Genomic DNA, 19072 nt, shown 5'->3' with positions numbered 1-19072 from the left:
GGTTGGAATCCACACATTAACTTAATAGAGAATTAATCCGTTTAATAAAAGCTACCGGATTTTCTAACGCGCCACGCTCGGCAAGCATGGCTTGCTCAAGCAATAATTCGATCCAGTCGGCAAACTCAGCTTCATCTGTCATATCCGCCACTTTTTTCACGAGGTGATGTTCCGGATTAAGTTCAAAAGTATATTTCACTTCCGGTACAGGTTGACCTGCAGCAGCGAAGAGTTTCGCCATTTGGGTGGTCATTTGATCGTTATCGGTGGAAACCACTGCCGGGGTGTCCGTTAAGCGATGGGTTAAACGCACCGCTTTGACACGATCGCCTAATAAGCTTTTCACCCGTTCTACAAAACTTTCAAAGGCTTTATCCTGCTCTTTTTGGTCAGCTTCCTCTTTATCGGCTAAATCGCCCAAATCTAAATCGGCTTTGCTAATGGTTTGTAACGGTTTGCTATCAAACTCTGTTAAATAGCTCAACATCCATTCATCAATACGATCGGATAATAATAAGACTTCAATGCCTTTTTTATTGAATAATTCCAAATGCGGGCTGTTTTTCGCTGCGACATAGCTATCCGCTGTGATGTAATAAATGGCTTTTTGCCCTTCTTTCATGCGGGATACATAATCTTCCAACGAAACGGTTTGCTCGCTACTGTCGTTGTGGGTGGAAGCAAAACGTAACAATTTCGCAATAGTTTCTTTGTTGTCAAAGTCTTCTGCCGGGCCTTCTTTTAACACTAAGCCAAATTCTTTCCAGAATTGTTGGTATTTTTCTGCGTCGTCTTTCGCCAATTTTTCCAATATTTGGAGAGAGCGTTTGGTTAGGGCTTTGCGTAATGCCGCCGTGACTTTATTGTCTTGTAAAATTTCACGGGAAACGTTTAGCGGTAAATCATTGCTATCAATTAGACCACGCATAAAACGCAGATAATTCGGCATAAATTGTTCCGCATCATCCATAATGAACACCCGTTGAACATAGAGTTTCAAACCGTGTTTATGCTCACGATTAAATAAATCCCAAGGGGCTTTAGACGGCACATAAAGCAAACTGGTGTATTCCTGATTACCTTCCACTTTGTTGTGTGCCCACAAAAGCGGATCAGCAAAATCGTGGCTTAAGTGTTTGTAAAATTCTTTATATTCCTCATCGGAAATGTCATTTTTACTACGAGTCCAAAGGGCATCGGATTTATTGATTTTTTCCCATTTTTCACCGGTTTCTTTGCCTTCGTCATCATATTCTTTGGTCAGCATTTCCACCGGAAGACCGATATGATCAGAATATTTGCCAATCACTTCACGCAAACGCCATTCATTTAAGAACTCTTTTTCATCCTCACGCAAATGCAAAATCACATCCGTACCACGAGATTTTTTCTCAATGTCGGCAACCGAGTATTCCCCTTCTCCGGCAGATTCCCAAATCACCGCTTTATCCGCCGGTTCGCCTGCTGCACGGGTTTTCACTGTGACCTTATCTGCCACAATAAAGGCAGAATAGAAGCCAACACCGAATTGGCCGATAAGTTGGCTGTCTTTAGCTTGATCGCTGCCCAGTGCATTCAAGAACTCTTTCGTGCCGGATTTGGCAATCGTCCCTAAATGATCGATCACCTGCTCACGGGTCATCCCGATCCCGTTATCACTGATGGTTAATGTACCTTTGTCGCTATCAAAACTAATCCGTACGCGTAATTCGCCGTCATTTTCATAAAGTGCAGGGTTAGAAAGGGCTTTAAAACGGAGCTTATCCGCCGCATCGGAAGCATTGGAAATCAGCTCACGCAAGAAAATTTCTTTATTGGAATATAAAGAATGAATCATTAATTGTAAGAGTTGTTTAACTTCCGATTGGAAGCCACGGGTTTCTTGGTTTTGAGACATAACTTTTCCTTTATAAAATAAGTGAAAATTAAACCCTACAGATATAAGAATGAAAACGGAATTTTCAAGCCTCTACCCCACATAAATATAAAATAATCAACTTTCAGCACCGAGATAAAAAATGATCTCCTCCTAAAGTTGTAGATATCAACTAACTGATTAAGATGTAGATTTTTTTATGGCAAACATTACTCAACTCATTTAAATATCCAATATGTTTTGGATGGTGGCAGAGGATTTGTGAAATCGCAGAGCATTTTTCTCTCCCAAATCACTCTTCCGTGGCTGCTTAGTTTAAAATACGGTATCAATGGGCTCAATCCCCCCAACCGTAAAAAATATGAAAAACTAAAAGAAAGCAGAAGATTCAAAAAACTGAGGAAACACAAAGATATCAATATATTAGTGAAACGTATTGAATATAGTGAAGCAAAGGATACCTACTTAAAAAGCTCAAGGAATTTAGTATAAAAATCAGGCAATACCTCTTAAACCCACAAGGTGATAGGCACAAATCGGGATGCCTTTTACCACTATCGACAAGCGATCAAACAAAGGAAAGGGGATTGAGGATTTACTTAATCAAAGTCACAGTGTCCCTTGTATTAGAATAGTGCAAAAGAAAACCCCATTAAGCGTATCATAATGGGGTAAAAGAGAAAGTAGAGTTGGAGTGTACTTTGTGCCATTAAGTACGTCGTGTAGATATAAGCCTACTTTTTCATCCACTATCACCCGAATGGCATCTCAGGCTCATTTCCCGTAGCCCGCATTCACAAGATTTGGAGGTCAAATGGATAGCCCATTATATTATGTTGGGATCAATATAGCCAAAGCTAAATTTGATGTCGCTGTAAAATTTCAAAACAGTAAGCACAAACATAAAGTCTTTAAAAATAATCCTGAAGGGGTTCAATGGTTTATGCACTGGCTTAAACCATTCGGTGAGACTTTTCACTGTGTGATGGAAGCAACTAATATCTATCATAAGGTCCTAGCTGATTTTCTGCTTCAACAGCACACGGTCAGTGTGATTAACCCCAAATGCACTGCTAACTTCACGAAAACCAATAATTTATGTTCTAAAACCGACAAAATTGATACAAAAATTCGCTGATTATGTGGATGAAAAACGTCGTAAATGCCCCCTTTATCACTCTATTTCACCTACTCAACGGGCATTATTACGGAAAAATCGTCAACTTAACCACCTAAAAAAAACAGTTGGCACGAGAAAAAACACGGTTAACCATGTTGATTGATAGCAATTGTATTGCCTCGACAAAACAAATGATTCACTTCATCAATGCTCAAATTAAGGCTCTAGAGAAAACCATTAAACACTGTGTTAATACAGATAACATATTGAAAAACAATGTAAAATTACTTTTTTCTATTCCAGCGATGAGTTTCACGACAGCCTTTCATCTTATTACTTATTTAGGAGAGGGCAAGCGCTATAAAAATGCCAAAGCGGCAGCGACCTTTGCCGGATTAACGCCGATGATTAAAAGCTTGGGCAAAAGTTTAAATACCCCGTCATTGGTATCTCAAAAATAGGGTACCCCTAATCCGTAAAGCCCTCTTCTACCTAGCGATGATTTGCATTTGGTTGTTATAAAAACAGAGTGTACCGCAACTTTGTGCAACGCTTAACCCAAGCGGGTAAGCCTAAAATGGTGGTGATTACTGCTTTAATGCGTAAACGCCTCCCCCATTGCACAAGCGGTATTGCAAAAACAAACTACATTTAATTTAACGATATTTACAAAATAAAATTTGTTGTGTCTTATGGTATCTAATTTAAAAAATTGGTGCCGATGAAACCACGGAGCAAACCGAAAAACCGCACGCTTTACGTGCGGTTTGCCATTTCAATTTAAATTACGCTTAAATCAATGTTTCCAGTGTTTGAACAAACTTCAAATAACGTTGATATTTTTTCTGATAGGCGTTGAAGTACGCTTTATTGGGGATAAAGGTATTCATTGCTGAATTTAGTAGGCTCTTTTTATCCATTCCCTCAATTGCTTCCATCGCCACGAGAGCAGCACCAAAGCAGCCGGTTTCTTCAACTAAAGGAATTTCTAATTTCATCCCTGTTAAATCCGCTAACATTTGCATCCATATTTTTGATTTTGTTGGGCCACCTGTTACTCTGAGTACTGTCGCATCAGGAAAACGTTTTGCCATTTGCTTTAAATGGTGCATCAGACTAAATAGCACGCCCTCATAAACAGCTTGAAGTAAGTGGATTTCCGTGTGATGGGCTTGCAATCCGTAAAAGCCTGCTTGCATTCCTAACTTACGATTAGAACCATAGAGGAAAGGAACGAACAACACAGAGCTTGAGGCTGGAGGTAAGGCTTCAATTGCTGTGTTGAGGGTTTGATAATCCAGATGTTTAAAACGATTTAAAAACCATTCTAAATTTCCCGATGAAGTGGGGCTGGCTTCATGCACAATAAAACGATTTTTTTCCACATAGCGCCCATAGACAAAAGGAATGGATTGGGTTTCATCAATATGAGGGGTAATCCCACTCACCACAGACCAAGTGCCAAGGACGACATTGAGTTTTTCTTCATCCTCTAAACCGGCACAAAGTGCGGTTGAAACCACATCAAATAATCCGCCAACAACGGGAGTACCCTCTGCTAAGCCTGTCATTTCAGCCGCTTTTGCGGTGATATAACCGGCAATTTCATTAGGTTTGATGATAGGCGGCAATTTATCAAAAAGTTCCTCTATGCCTAATAATTTCGCCAGTTGAATATCATATTGACCGGTTTCCATATTATAGAGATTGGATTCGGAAATATTGGTTTCTTCGCAAAATAATTCACCGGTTAAGCAAAAGCGTAGGTAATCATGCGACATTAAAATGCTGCCGATACGATCGTAGCGTTCCCACTCATGTTCTTTCAGCCAACGAAGAATGGAAACCGGGTGACCGGTCCATAATGTTTGTCGGGTTAAGGGATAAAGTTTTTCCGGAATTTGCTCCGCCTGCCACTTTTTGACGATTTCTAAGGAACGTTGATCGGAAGATAAAATGGCGCGTCCTAAAGGGCGGTGATTTTTATCTAAAAAAAAGCCCCCTTTACCTTGGGCAGAAATGCCAACAGCTTTAATTTGTTGGGCATCAACCGGGCTTTGTTCAATGGCTGTTTTTACCACTTGTGCGGTGATTTGCCATAAGGCTTGCGGATCCCGTTCGGCATAGCCGGATTGTTCGCTGATAACCGATACATTTTGGCGTGCGATGCCTTGCAGTTTTCCTGTGCTATCAAATAATGCGGCTTTTATAAAGGTTCCACCGCAATCAATACCTAAGTAATAATTCATAACACCTCAATAGAAAAGACAAGCAGCCATGGGGCTGCTTGTGATTGATGATCTTATTTGGCTAATGCATCAATTTGATTAACCAAGCTATCACCGTGTTTTTCAATGTAAGATTTACGTACTTTTTCTTCAATGATGGCTTTAAACGGTGCAGGATCGATGGTTTCTGTTACTTCAATCCCTTCTTTACGCAATTTCGCAATAATTTCTTGCTCATTTTTAACGTTCAGATCACGTTGGAAAGCCCCAGCTTCTTTGGCGGAAGCGACAATAGCTTGTTGTAATTCAGGTGAAAGTGCATCAAATTTGGCTTTATTCATCACCACAATGAGTGGGGTGTAGCCATGGTTACTGAGAGTTAAGTATTTTTGCACTTCATATAATTTAGAAGACCAGAAAATACCAATCGGGTGTTCTTGTGCATCCACTGCTTTGGTTTCTAATGCGGTGTAAAGTTCAGCCAACGGCATTGGCACAGGGTTTGCACCTAACAGGCTAAAGGCTTCAATATACATCGGGTTTTGGTTGGTACGAACTTTTAAACCTTTCACATCTTCAGGTTTGGTCATGGTGTGTTTAGAGTTAGAGAACGCTCTAAAGCCCACATCCCAAAACGCCAATCCTTTAAGACCTTTTTCTTCCAGAGCTTTTAATAGGTTTTCACCAATTTCTCCGTCTAAGACTTTATAAACGTGTTCACGGTTTTTAAAAATAAACGGAATATCAATTACATTTAAGGCAGGAACTAATCCGGTGAAGTTTGGTGAGCCGGACATTTCAAGATCAATGGTGCCGCCACGAACACCGGCAATCATGGTTTGTGCATTGCCTAGGGTGCTATCAGGGAATAATTTTAGTTTAATTTCACCTTTGGTTTTTTCAGCCAATAATTCATTAAATTTTTTCGCTGCAATATGTTGAGTATCGCTGCGTGGCGCTTCATAACCAAATCGTAAACTGGTTTCTGCCGAAACCGCTGAGGTTGTAAATACGGCTGCACCTGCAACTAATGTGGCTAAAAATTTCATATTAAAACGTTTCATAATGTTCTCCTAATTGAGCGTGGTTGAGAATACGATTGCTTGTTTACAGCATCCATTGTAATGGCACTAAAATTAATGATGGAAAGAAGATAAACAAAAACAATAATATAACCATCATTCCCATATAAGGCAGGATGCCTTTTGCGGATTGTTCAAAGGGGAGTTTAGAGACCCCTGTAATCACATTTAATACATTGCCCACCGGTGGGGTAATTAAACCGATGGACGTGTTTAAGATAAATAACACGCCAAAATAGACCGGATCGATACCGGCTTCTTCCACTAACGGCATTAATACCGGTGTTAGAATAAGCACGGTCGGCGTGAGATCCATCACCATACCAATAATGAATACTGAAATCATAATGACGATTAACAATAAGGTTGGATTATCAATTAATGGTTCTAAGAATTCCGTCATGATTTGCGGTAATTCTGCAACGGTGATGAGCCAACCGGTCACATTGGCTGCGGCAACTAAGAACATCACAACAGCCGTGGTTTTCGCCGCAGCGAGGATCACGCGGTATAAATCTTTAATTTTGAGTTCACGGTAAACAAATAGCGAAACGATAAGGGCATAGAATGCCGCTACAACCCCGGCTTCCGTTGGGGTGAAGATCCCTGAGCGGAAACCACCAATAATGATAACAGGTAGTAACAATGCCCAAATACTATTTTTGAAAGAAATACATAACTCCTCTTTTGTGGCTTTTGAGAAGGTCATCAAATTTAAGCGTTTGGCTTGCCACCACCAAAGTAGGCCTAGCATCACACCCATCATCACACCGGGAAAAATACCGGCTAAGAAAAGTTTTGTAATGGAAACACCACTGGCGACCCCAAACACGATAAAAGGAATTGAAGGGGGAATAATCGGGGCAATAATTCCTGCTGTACCGATCAAACCCGCAGATTTATCAACAGGGTAGCCGGTGGTTTTCATCATCGGTAATAACATGGCGGCCACCGCAGCGGTATCTGCAACGGCAGAACCTGAAAGGCTCGCCATAATCATGGCAGCGATAATCGCAACAAAGCCCAATCCACCCCGTTTATGACCGACTAATTTCATTGGTAAGTCAATAATGCGTTTTGATAATCCCCCTTCATTCATAATTTCACCGGCAAGAATAAAGAAAGGAATTGCCATTAACGAAAAGCTATCGGCACCACTGACTAAATGCTGTGCCAAAATTTGCGAATCAAATAAGTCGAGTTGGAGCATTAAAGCAATGCCGCAGACTAACAGTGAGAAGGCAACGGGAATACCTAAGAGAATAGCCCCAAGTAATACTGAGAGGAAAATAACGACAATCATGCTTTCTCTCCTTTCGTTAATAATGTGATTCGGCTAATAAGGCGGGCGATAAGCAAGAGGCCGATTAAAGTTCCTGCGACAACACTGGCAAGATAAGTGATACCTTGTGGTAAACCGGAAATCGGGGCAAGATTCGCCCAATTTAATTGGAACTGTATCCAGCTACCATCCACAATCAAATAGCAACAATAAAGCATGATGCTGTCTGTCAAAATACCTAATATATTCCGTCTGTTTGGGGAGAGCTTATCGGTTAAAATGGTGACATTAACGTGGCGGTTTTCACTAAATGCCAAGACAGCCGCCAAAAAGGTGAGCCAGATAAACATATAACGGGACACTTCTTCTGTCACGCTAATACTGCTGTTAAAGCCGTAACGCAAGACGACATTAAGAAACACCAAAATCGACATCACCGATAAAATAAACACCACAAGGGCTTCTAATGCTTTTCCAACAAATTGAGCCAAGGCTTTCATTGTTCCTCCTCAAGGTCATCAATCGCGACTTTCACCACCACTTTACGAATTCTTGAAGTTTCATTTTCTTTACAAGCGATTCGATGGGCATCTTCCGGAAAGAAAACGGCAAAATTGCCCGGACGACATAACAATTCTTGCTCATTTTCGACTTGGGTATAAAAAAGAATGTCACGCTCTGCATCATAGCTTTCAGCAACTTGATGATTGCCCCGATCCGTTGCAACACACATTCTCTCCATTCCGGCATGCCAATATTGCACATCAATATACTGACGATGCACTTCAGGTAAATGGGTTTCTTCGGGGGAGGGGATAAGATCAAGTACCTGCACATAAGATTTGCCTTTCAGTGGATAGCGTCCGCTTGCCAGTTGATCAAAGTCGGTTTGTTTGAGGTAGTCGAGTGCGGCAACAATCGCTTTGGGATAACGGTTTGCCACGATATGAGAAATATGACCGAAAATCATCAGCTCCCCCTAAAAAATATTTGGAAAATTATTCACAAAACGCCTTGTTTATTTTTTCCCCTCTGTTGAGGGGAAACCTGCCTTTAAAAACGCTATTTTTTATGACCGCACTTTTAAAGGGATTTGAGTTTTGCCCAAACCGTTTCGTCCACCGGAATACCATTGGCTTTGTTATCTGCCAAAATTTGCGTAAATTCATGTCCCGGTAAACGGATTTCGACATTCGGGTCGGCACGTTCTGCGGTCTTCACATAGTCCATAATACGTTGAAGTTTTTCATCTTTTGTTTTACCGTCAATAAGACGATCTACTTCAATGGCAATGAATACTTGGGAAACACAGTATTCATCATCTTTATCTTCGGTGACGGCAACAGTGGATTCCCCATTGGAAAGCAGTGTGGCGATCATATCTAAGACAATGGATAAGCCGGAACCTTTCCAAAAGCCCATTGGCATTAAACGGCGATTTCTTTCCACCGTTGCCGGATCACGGGTTGGATTACCCTCATCATCGAAGCCTGCATCAACAAGGGTTTGGCGACCTTGTAAGCGATGCACTTCTAACATGCCGTAAGAGTACATTGAGCAAGACATATCCACCATAGTGATAGGGTTGGTAGGGACGGCGATGATTAAAGGATTTGTACCGATGCGACATTCTTTAGCCCCCCATGGTGGCATTACCGCAAGGGCATTTGTCCAACAAATCCCGATATAGCCTTTTTCTGCCGCTTGCCATCCGTAAGAACCACCACGCATCCAATGGTTAGCGTTACGCAATGCCACCACACCAATTCCATTTTGAGCGGCAAGCGCCATGGCACGATCCATCATTTTTTGAGCGGTTAAATTCCCAATGGCTTGGTGGGCATCCCACTGTTCAATCGCACCCAATGAGAGTACTTTAGTAGGTTCGGCTTCTGGTACAATATCGCCATTTTCAAGTTGTTGAATAAAACGAGGGAAGCGATTAACCCCGTGAGAATAAGCCCCGGCTTGTGTGGTATCGGCAAAGACAGTAGCACATTCTTCCGCAATGTCTTCACGAACATGACGGGAAAGTAGTACACGTTTGAATTCCGCTTTGAGCTCAGAATAAGAAACTCTCATTTAACACCTCTATAATTTCAAATAGTAAAACCATATTTCACAATATACAATCAACCTATAATGAAGTCAATTTTATAAACAATATTAAATCCTTTTAAAATCAATAATATAAAAACAAACTTCCTATTATGTGACAGAGATCTCATTTTTATAAAGCGGTATTTCACATTATGAAATATAATGCATAAAAAGCGAGGAGTACTATGGAAAAAGAAAAGTTAATAGGTAATCAAAGCCTTATAAGAGGGCTTAGACTTTTAGATATATTGAGTGATTTTCCTAATGGTTGCCCATTAGCGAAATTAGCCGATATTTCTGGACTAAACAAAAGCACGGTTCATCGTCTTTTACAAGGCTTGCAAAGTGAGGGGTATGTTAAAACGGCTTCGACGGCAGGAAGTTATCGGTTAAGCATAAAATGCCTCAGTATCGGGCAAAAAATGCTCAGTTCAATGAATATTATTAATGTGGTTTCGCCTTATTTGGAACAACTTAATCTCACATTGGGAGAAACGGTAAATTTTTCCCAAAGAGAAGAAGATAAAGCGATTATGATTTATAAGTTAGAACCCACCCACGGCATGCTTAAAACCCGGGCTTATATCGGTCAACACATGCCACTTTACTGCTCAGCAATGGGAAAACTTTATTTGGCTTATCCTAGAAAAGTGGACTATTTACTACAGTATTGGCAAACACATCAAACAACTATTCAACAACTGACGAAAAATACCATTACCCAACTAGATGAAATGGAGGCAGAGTTGGATGCTATACGACAAAATCAATTTGCGATGGATAAAGAAGAAAATGAAATCGGGGTGATGTGTATTGCCTGTCCGATTTTTGATTCTTTTAATCAAGTGAATTATGCCGTTTCTGTTTCAATGTCCACTTATAAATTGAAAAAAATAGGCGTTGATTTTTTCCTGAAAGAAATCAAAAAAACCGCACAGGATATTTCCAGAGAACTCGGCTATGTAGCCGGATAAAGTGCGGTTGATTTTAGCCTAAAATTCGGTCTTATGTCATTATTGTACCAGTCTGGAGTACGGGCACTTACAGATACCATAAGACACAACAAATTTTATTTTGTAAATACCTCTAAATTAAATTTGTTGTGTCTTATGGTATCTCCAAATAGCCCCAAAATCAGGTTTTATAGCTGCAACATAATATCATTAGAAATAAAAAGTGATCACACCAAAACTAAGTACCTAATTTGAGTTGAAGATTATGTCCCATTCTTATCAATTTTGTTTAGAAATTATCAAACCGGTCACCGAACAGCATTTTGGTACTAGTAAGAGGCTAAACTTTATCAAATTCCCCCCATTCTCTCGTTATTTATTGACCCAAAGAACTTCGTGAAAGAAGGATTGACGGAGTAAAATCACCCTGTATAAGATTTCAACTATCCAAAATACTGAAGCCAAAAATGAAAAAGAAAGAGATTGCTGCTACTGAGTCAATAAATCTTTCACAACAAGCATTTAAAAAGTTATAACGAGAATCAGTGTTAGCTTGTGAGGAGATTACTGACCTAAAATCTCGATCGTCAAAAATGATGGCAGAAAAAAGAAAAATCATTGAAATGTTAAAGCTCAAGCACGCTTTGAATGATTTACTTCATATGGTTAAAATGTCATGCTCTACCTTTAAGTGAGGTTATACTCATGCTAAAGAAACGATTTTATTGTAGAAGCACGAAAATAAATGTCGTGATGGGTATCGTCTTTTGATGTTAAAACAGTGTCAAATAGATTTTAATTTGACTCATAAAACAGTGCTGAAATGAATGTGTGAATTATTAGTTCAACTTCAAACAAGAAAAGGCACGGAAAACGAGGAATAATATAGATTATTGTACCGAACGTACTTTACGACAACTTCGCTCAATCAAAAATGGGTAACTGATGTCACAAATTTCACATTGGATAAAAAAAACTATTTTGCGCCATTGATAGACTTGGCTAACCGAGACATTATCGCTTAGAGTTTTGCGACACGCCCTATGTTTTCACCTGGAAAAAGAATGTTAGAACAAGAACTTACTCAATTTAAGCCGACATACCCATAGCGACTAAGGCGTGTTTATACTTCAAGTCACGGAATTACAAATAGATCACTTTTAAGTAGAGAATTAAAACTGTGGTCTATTTTCTTGGATTATTTAATGGCAAAATCGGTTTTGTGGGAAATTTTCATAAATCAAAAGAAAAAGGATAATAGTAAATCGCCTTTGCTATTTCAGTCTGTCGATTAAAAAGGCAAATTCAGTTTTTTGATTTTCAATAATCTCTTTTTTATGGGCTAATAATTCGAGTCTTTATGCAAAAGCGTTAAATTTCGTCACAGCCGTTACCTATTACTTTATCTTTCATTTATTTTCATCTTGTACGACCAAATTTTTTCTATAAAATAAAATCTCCTTTATCAATCAATTTTTTGGAGTTTTTACATGAATTGGTATCTTTCTGTACTGAAAAATTATGCAACTTTTAATGGTCGAGCAAGACGTAAAGAGTATTGGATGTTTGCACTATTCAATACCGTTATAACTATTGCGCTAGTCATTTTTGACGAGCTTTTGGGGTTGGTGAATTATGAAGTAGGTTTCGGTATTTTAAGCGGGCTATATTCTCTAGCTGTAATTATTCCGGGTCTTGCTGTTTCTATTAGACGTTTGCATGATGTCAATAGAAGTGGTTGGTGGGTATTAATTGCTTTAATACCATTTGGTTGTATCGTTTTATTCATCTTTGGGTGCCTAGATAGCCAACCGGGTGATAACCAATACGGACCTAATCCTAAAGAATAATATAAAAACGAGAGTACATCAGCGTTTTCTATCATAAAAATCACCGCACTTTAGATCAAAGTGCGGTGATTTTTTGTTTGTTTTTCATCAATAAAGGTTAAATGCTTTTATTTAGAAATTGAAAGCTGTGCCAAAAATTCCTCTTCCAAAAGCACGATCACGCCCAGTTCCTGTGCTTTGGTGAGTTTTGATCCCGCATTCTCACCGGCAACGACAAAATCGGTTTTAGCGGAAACGGAACCACTGACTTTTGCCCCCATTTCTTGCAATAAGGCTTTCGCTTCGTTACGTCCCATTTGGCTGAGGGTGCCGGTGAGGACGATAGTTTTTCCTTTGAAAGGGTTGTCTTGCACTTCTTTAACTTCCACCTCTTCCCAATATACCCCTTGGGCAAGCAAATCTTTCACTACTTCAACATTATGAGGTTCACGCCAGAATGCCAAAATGTGGTTCGCTACCACTTCACCCACATCAGGTACTTGTTGGAGTTGTTCAAAATCGGCACTTTGTAAGGCATCGAGCGTTTTAAAATAATTGGCTAAATTTAATGCCGTGGCTTCACCTACCTCACGGATCCCCAAGGCAAAAATAAAACGGGCAAGGGTCGTGTGCTTGGCTTTTTCAAGGCTGTTTAAGGCGTTTTCTGCTGATTTTTTCCCCATGCGTTCTAAACGGGTTAACGTGGTCAGATCAAGTTTAAATAAATCTGCCGGTGTGTGGATTAATTCACGATCAACAAGTTGTTCAATTAATTTTCCGCCTACGCCGTCAATATCCATGGCTTTGCGTGAAACAAAGTGTTTTAATGCTTCTTTTCTTTGTGCCTCACAGAATAATCCACCACTGCAACGTGCCACGGCTTCCCCTTCAATACGAACGATCTGTGAATGGCATACCGGACAATGTTCGGGGAAAACAATGGGTTTTGCATTTTCAGGACGGCGTTCCCGTAAAACCCCAATAATTTGTGGAATGACATCGCCGGCACGGCGAACAATTACGGTATCGCCAATGGCAATGTCCAAACGGGCGATTTCATCGCCATTGTGTAGGGTGGCATTGCTCACTGTCACCCCGGCGACAAATATCGGTTCAAGTTTTGCCACAGGCGTAATCGCACCGGTGCGTCCTACTTGGAATTCCACATCATTTAATACGGTGAGTTCCTCTTGGGCAGGGAATTTATAGGCAATGGCCCAACGGGGTGCTTTAGAAATAAAACCTAATTCATTTTGCAGAGCGATATCGTTAATTTTTAACACTGTACCGTCAATGTCGTAACCCAGCGTACTACGTTTATTTTGCATTGCCCGATAAAATTCCAGCACTTCGTCATTACCGTGACAAAGACGGATTTCAGGATTGACCGGAATACCGATCGCTTTGAGCCATTGTAAACGCTCATAATGGGTGGAAGGTAAATCCACGCCTTCTGCAATCCCGATGCCGTAAGCGTTGAGTACAAGCGGGCGTTTACTGGTAATTTTCGGGTCGAGTTGGCGTAGCGACCCGGCTGCCGCATTGCGTGGGTTGGCAAAGGTTTTTTCACCATGCTCAAGGGCATATTTATTCAAATTTTCAAACCCTTGATGTGGCATAAACACCTCACCCCGCACTTCTAATCGTGCCGGTGGGTTTTCTGTCAATAACTGTAATGGAATGTTGCGAATAGTACGAATATTCGCCGTAATATCTTCCCCTGTTGTACCATCGCCTCGGGTTGCGGCTTGTGTTAATACACCATTGACATACAAAATACTCACGGCTAGCCCATCAAGTTTAGGCTCACAGCAAAAGGTCAGGGGGGAAGCAGAAAGCGTTAAACGATCTTCAATGCGTTTCACAAAAGCATCAAATTCCTCATCAGAAAAGGCATTATCGAGGGACAGCATCGGAATTTCATGACGGATTTGGTTAAATCCTGAAAGGGGTTTTGCACCCACCCGTTGGGTTGGGGAGTCTGCGGTAATCAGTTCAGGATGCGCCACTTCCAAGGCTTTGAGCAGGTGGAAAAGACGATCATATTCACTGTCCGGCACGGTGGGATTGTCTAATACATGGTATTCGTATTCGTATTGGCGAAGGGTTTGGCGTAAGGTTTCAAGTTGGGTTTGGATCGTGTTCATAAAATTCTCAATAAAAACCGACCGCACTTTTAACTGGTGGAATAAGAAAGGCGAACTCAATGTTCGCCAAAAGCTAAAGTGTGGTTGAAAATCAATAGGGATTATACCCGTGAAAGGTAATGTTGTTCTTGGTAATCATCAAAGAGTTGTTCATCTTCTGTCAGTACCGCGCCGCCTAAATCTTCCGCAAGGGTTTTGGCAGCACGAATCATCAATTTAAGATTAGCCAAGTCATTACCCGGTGAAGGTAATTTCATAAATAGGGTGACACCGATAGTGCGGAAATCCGCATTATAAGGATCAAAGTTGCCTTCCCCTTGTAAGTTAGCAACACTAAATAAGACAGGGCTTGCCACGCTTAAATCAAAATGGCGGTGATACATATTATGCTTACCAAAAATAAAGCCTAAGTTTTCAAGGGATTGAATTAAACGAGAGCCATGAAATTCACGATGTTGCGGTGAAATCACATAGAGTTGAATATAGCCCGATGTTTGCTTTTGGATTTCTGGTTCAGCTTGGCGTGCTTCATTAAAATGTACGCTGGCTTTGACTTCCTCTAACTCACCTCGAGCCATTTGTGAAAGCTGTTCACGCAATTCAGGCGAGGAAGAATTAATTCCTTCTAACTCATCACTTTGTGCTTCCAATTGCTCAAGGGTCATTGCCGCAGGATTTGGCGCAGCCTGTGGTTGTGTCGGTTTCATATTGTATTCCATACGAACCGGCTCACGCACAGGCGCACTGTTTGGAATGGAAATTTTAATATCATCGACCGTACGCTCGGTTTCACGATAATCCACCTGCGACACCGGTGGGGTGTAATCAAAAGATTGCGGTGTATTCGTAAAAGAGGGAGGGGATACCGACACCGGAGTAGCTTCCGAAGTATATTCTGATGGTGTTTGTTGCGTTTGGTTAAACGCACGGTTAAATGTGGTTTCATTTTTAAAATATTTTGATTTCTCACGGCGATTTGACCATAATCCGTGGGCAACCAAGGCGACAAGTGCCACAACACCCAAAATAATCAAGATAGTATTCAGATCCATGTTTGCTTCCTATCGGCAATAAAACTGCGCCAATGCTACCATATTTTAAAAGGTGAAAAAACAGGGCTAATGGGGAATTTTGTGGCAAAAATACGGTCAAAACTGACCGCACTTATGTGAGCGTTAAAAAGGAAAAAGCATGATTAATCAACAAGAAATTAAATCCGGTTTTTATTATTTTGTGATGGGATGGCATTTTATTACACAAAAAGGGCTACGCCGTTTTGTGATTATGCCTATTGTTTTGAATGTGGTCTTACTTTCCGGATTATTTTGGCTATTTATTTCACAAATTAGTGCGATGATTGATTGGCTGATGAGCTTTGTCCCCGATTGGCTCGGCTTTTTGAGTATTGTTTTACTTATACTTTCCATCGGAATGATTTTGTTGCTATTTTACTTCACTTTCACCACATTATCCGGTTTTATCGCCGCACCCTTTAACGGATTATTATCGGAAAAATTGGAAAAAATGCTCACCGGCGAGCCGATTAATGATGACAGTTGGCTGGATATCATGAAAGACGTGCCCCGTATGTTACATCGAGAATGGCAAAAATTGTGGTATAGCTTGCCTAAAATTTTCGGTTTATTCTTATTAGGCTTTATCCCCGTGGTTGGACAAACCATCGTACCGGTTTTAACCTTTTTATTCACCGCTTGGATGATGGCGATTCAATATTGTGACTATCCTTTTGATAATCACAAAATTTCCTTTAATGTGATGAAAAACGCCTTGGGTGAGCAGCGTTCACAAAGTCTTACTTTTGGTGGATTAGTCACTTGTTGCACGTTTTTACCTATCGTGAATTTAGTGATTATTCCCGTTGCCGTATGTGGTGCAACAGTGATGTGGGTAGAAAATTACCGTGATCGTTTACGCTTTGATATGAATTTCAAGTATCAACACGGTCATTCTTCTAGAGAAGTGGCGACAAGCAGTAATAGTGCGGATATTCGTACAAACAATCATCAAATTGTGAAATAGCGTTTAGTTATAAAATAGATCAAATAACTATTTTTTTTATTTTATCGTCAATGCTATAACTGCCTCATCAATCATCGTAAATCATCTTCATAAGGAGAGCATATGACAATCTATGCAGATAATTCTTACAGTATCGGCAACACACCACTGGTACGTTTAAAACATTTTGGTCAGGGTAATATTGTGGCAAAAATTGAAGGCCGAAATCCAAGTTTTAGTGTGAAATGCCGCATTGGTGCCAATATGGTATGGCAAGCAGAAAAAGACGGGATCCTCACTAAAGACAAAGAAATTGTCGATGCCACCAGTGGCAATACCGGTATTGCACTTGCCTATGTGGCGGCTGCGCGTGGGTATAAAATCACACTTACCATGCCGGAAACCATGAGTTTAGAACGTAAGCGTTTATTGCGTGGCTTAGGGGTGAACCTTGTGCTTACCGAAGGGGCAAAAGGCATGAAAGGCGCCATTGCCAAAGCGGAAGAAATTGTGGCGGCTAATCCAAATCGTTATGTTATGTTAAAACAATTTGAAAACCCGGCTAATCCACAAATTCACCGTGAAACCACCGGTGTTGAAATCTGGAAAGATACGGAAGGGAAAGTAGATGTAGTGGTTGCCGGAGCCGGCACAGGTGGGACGATCACAGGGGTTTCCCGTGCCATTAAATTAGACTTTGGCAAGGCGATTACCTCTGTGGTGGTAGAACCTAGCGAATCCCCGGTGATTAGCCAAACCTTAGCCGGTGAAGAAATCAAACCGGGTCCGCATAAAATTCAAGGCATCGGTGCCGGATTTGTGCCGAAAAATTTAGATTTATCCTTAATCGATCGTGTGGAAACTGTAGACAGCGACACCGCCATTGCGACTGCCCGTCGTTTAATGGCTGAAGAGGGAATCTTAGCGGGGATTTCTTCCGGTGCTGCGGTTGCCGCAGCCGACCGCATCGCAAGATTACCGGAGTTTAAAGATAAACTTATTGTTGTCGTGCTCCCATCCGCTTCAGAACGCTATCTCAGTACAGCGTTATTTGAAGGCATTGAGGCCTAATCTATTCATCAGTGGATAAACTGGGGGTAAAGATGATCTACCCCCAAAAGTTGAGCTAAATGTCGACTGACTAAGATGCAGATTTTTATGGCTAAACGCAACTCACTTTTTAAACACCAAACCATCAAATTTTATCTTCAACAATATAAAAACCACTCACTGACACGCAAATATTTTCAACTCCGAGAGAGCTAAACCATTGGATGGTTCCATTTTTCCACTCGCAATATTATTTTCAATTTCAAAGATGAAAAGTAGCTTATTTTTCTATCATTTAAGCCAAAAGAAGATAAAAATGCCAAAATTAAGCAAAAAACCGCTGAAATCCCATCAAGAAAAAGAGGAATATATGGTTATCATCGGATTTATAATGTGCTAAAAAAGACACCTAAAATCAACTACAAGAAAATGTAAACGATTATACAATTGGCAAAGGAGGATATTCAAACATCGAAAATATTGTTCTCACAAAGGATAGATGAACAAAATTGCAGAGAATCAGTAACAACTGAGACATTTAGGACAAAGCAATGAACAAGAGATGAATATTCAATTAAAACTAAAAAAGACTAAGTTCTATACAATAATATAACCCAGTTTTTAAATTAAGTGAGCCTAACTTTTGAGAGTTAATCAATTTTGACCGCACTTTGAGCCATTCCCCAAAAGTTGGACAGGTTAGTTAACTTAAATATTGAGCTTGGTATTGTACCAAGCTCAATCCTTTTAAACCAAGCTTAATCCATTTTGGGTTGTAATATGCCAATATTCTTCAATTTTAGCCTGCAATTCAGTGATTAACGTAGAGGTGGTGTGGGTACATTCGGATTTTAATACCGTAAAAAACCTTTCAATCACGGCATTTTCATAGCAATTTTTTTGATAGCTCATACTTTGTACCGCCTTACCTCCCAACATTTTTACCCATTCCACCGTGCCGTATAACACGCTTTGGTCGCTATGAGTAATTGAGCATTCTTTTGAATTAAATTGGCTAAGTCCTTGTTCTAACATTCTTTTTAGCAAAACTCTAGGAAATAATTTCTTGGTTAGCTTAAATCCATCAATGGCGAAAAAAATAGCGCTTTTCTTGTCCAACACGAAATTCTGTCACATCAGTTACCATTTTTGATTGAGTGCAGTTATCGTAAAATCACTGTTTATCACGTTCGGTACGATAAGCGACACCTTCCCTCTTTTTCTGCGTAAAATCGAACGAATATGTAATTCACATATTCATTTCGGTACTGTTTTATGGTTCAAATGAAAGCCTAATATCAAAAGACGATAATCATCACGCTATTTACTTTCGTGATAAATCAAAGTGCGGTTAATTTGTTTGCAGAATTTCCATTTTTCCAATGC

17 protein-coding genes are annotated in these 19072 nt (G+C 40.2%); 7 read left to right on the top strand and 10 right to left on the bottom strand.

The features are described 5' to 3' along the window. Positions 1-16 precede the first annotated feature (16 nt). A complete protein-coding gene (htpG, locus tag BKK50_RS03020; RefSeq protein WP_077415185.1) occupies positions 17-1897 on the bottom strand; it encodes a molecular chaperone HtpG in 1881 nt (626 codons plus the stop codon). A gap of 793 nt (positions 1898-2690) precedes the next feature. Between htpG and BKK50_RS12790 the strand changes: the two genes are divergently transcribed. From BKK50_RS12790 to BKK50_RS13025, 3 genes are all read left to right on the top strand, one after another. After that, the gene (locus BKK50_RS12790) at positions 2691-3014 is read left to right on the top strand and encodes an IS110 family transposase (RefSeq protein WP_244149409.1); all 324 of its coding nucleotides are present in this window, start codon (positions 2691-2693) and stop codon (positions 3012-3014) included. Positions 3015-3148: 134 nt separating this feature from the next. Then, positions 3149-3457, top strand: coding sequence for a transposase (locus BKK50_RS12785; RefSeq protein ID WP_244149408.1), 309 nt, complete (start codon positions 3149-3151; stop codon positions 3455-3457). A 68-nt stretch (positions 3458-3525) separates the two neighbouring features. Beyond that, complete coding sequence (locus BKK50_RS13025) at positions 3526-3651, top strand: hypothetical protein (protein WP_279625569.1); 126 nt, start codon at positions 3526-3528, stop codon at positions 3649-3651. 136 nt (positions 3652-3787) lie between these two features. Here the strand turns inward: BKK50_RS13025 and BKK50_RS03010 are convergent, their stop codons facing one another. The 6 genes from BKK50_RS03010 to yiaK form a co-directional block, all read right to left on the bottom strand. Next, entirely contained in the window at positions 3788-5245 is a 1458-nt protein-coding gene (locus BKK50_RS03010) for an FGGY-family carbohydrate kinase (protein ID WP_077415183.1), read from the bottom strand. Between the two features lie 53 nt (positions 5246-5298). Next, positions 5299-6288, bottom strand: a complete 990-nt coding sequence (locus BKK50_RS03005) for a TRAP transporter substrate-binding protein (RefSeq protein ID WP_077415181.1) — start codon at positions 6286-6288, stop codon at positions 5299-5301. A gap of 43 nt (positions 6289-6331) precedes the next feature. Then, complete coding sequence (locus tag BKK50_RS03000; protein WP_077415178.1) at positions 6332-7609, bottom strand: TRAP transporter large permease subunit; 1278 nt, start codon at positions 7607-7609, stop codon at positions 6332-6334. Next, entirely contained in the window at positions 7606-8088 is a 483-nt protein-coding gene (locus BKK50_RS02995) for a TRAP transporter small permease (protein ID WP_077415176.1), read from the bottom strand. The genes BKK50_RS03000 and BKK50_RS02995 overlap by 4 nt, the downstream gene beginning before the upstream one ends. Further along, complete coding sequence (locus BKK50_RS02990) at positions 8085-8558, bottom strand: NanQ anomerase/TabA/YiaL family protein (RefSeq protein WP_077415174.1); 474 nt, start codon at positions 8556-8558, stop codon at positions 8085-8087. The genes BKK50_RS02995 and BKK50_RS02990 overlap by 4 nt, the downstream gene beginning before the upstream one ends. Before the next feature lie 113 nt (positions 8559-8671). Then, positions 8672-9670 carry a 3-dehydro-L-gulonate 2-dehydrogenase gene (gene yiaK / locus BKK50_RS02985; protein ID WP_077415172.1) on the bottom strand — a complete coding sequence of 333 codons (999 nt, stop codon included), beginning with the start codon at positions 9668-9670 and terminating at the stop codon, positions 8672-8674. A 203-nt stretch (positions 9671-9873) separates the two neighbouring features. Between yiaK and BKK50_RS02980 the strand changes: the two genes are divergently transcribed. Both BKK50_RS02980 and BKK50_RS02970 read left to right on the top strand, forming a co-directional pair. Next, positions 9874-10662 carry an IclR family transcriptional regulator gene (locus tag BKK50_RS02980; RefSeq protein WP_077415170.1) on the top strand — a complete coding sequence of 263 codons (789 nt, stop codon included), beginning with the start codon at positions 9874-9876 and terminating at the stop codon, positions 10660-10662. A 1469-nt stretch (positions 10663-12131) separates the two neighbouring features. Continuing rightward, a complete protein-coding gene (locus BKK50_RS02970) occupies positions 12132-12491 on the top strand; it encodes a DUF805 domain-containing protein (RefSeq protein ID WP_077415168.1) in 360 nt (119 codons plus the stop codon). 107 nt (positions 12492-12598) lie between these two features. Here the strand turns inward: BKK50_RS02970 and ligA are convergent, their stop codons facing one another. Together ligA and zipA are read right to left on the bottom strand one after the other, a co-directional pair. Then, complete coding sequence (gene ligA, locus BKK50_RS02965; protein WP_077415166.1) at positions 12599-14617, bottom strand: NAD-dependent DNA ligase LigA; 2019 nt, start codon at positions 14615-14617, stop codon at positions 12599-12601. A gap of 101 nt (positions 14618-14718) precedes the next feature. Continuing rightward, complete coding sequence (gene zipA, locus BKK50_RS02960) at positions 14719-15669, bottom strand: cell division protein ZipA (protein WP_077415164.1); 951 nt, start codon at positions 15667-15669, stop codon at positions 14719-14721. Positions 15670-15808: 139 nt separating this feature from the next. Between zipA and cysZ the strand changes: the two genes are divergently transcribed. Beyond that, positions 15809-16657, top strand: a complete 849-nt coding sequence (gene cysZ / locus BKK50_RS02955; protein ID WP_077415162.1) for a sulfate transporter CysZ — start codon at positions 15809-15811, stop codon at positions 16655-16657. 102 nt (positions 16658-16759) lie between these two features. Further along, positions 16760-17707, top strand: a complete 948-nt coding sequence (gene cysK, locus BKK50_RS02950; RefSeq protein WP_077415160.1) for a cysteine synthase A — start codon at positions 16760-16762, stop codon at positions 17705-17707. Between the two features lie 726 nt (positions 17708-18433). Here cysK and BKK50_RS02945 read toward each other — a convergent pair. Next, positions 18434-18721 (bottom strand): hypothetical protein, encoded by a 288-nt coding sequence (locus tag BKK50_RS02945; protein WP_077415158.1) that lies wholly within the window; start codon positions 18719-18721, stop codon positions 18434-18436. Between the last annotated feature and the right edge of the window lie 351 nt (positions 18722-19072).

Origin of the sequence: Rodentibacter rarus (genome assembly GCF_001998965.1) — a bacterium.
GTDB lineage: Bacteria > Pseudomonadota > Gammaproteobacteria > Enterobacterales > Pasteurellaceae > Rodentibacter > Rodentibacter rarus.
This window is presented reverse-complemented; position numbering and strand designations above follow the sequence as displayed.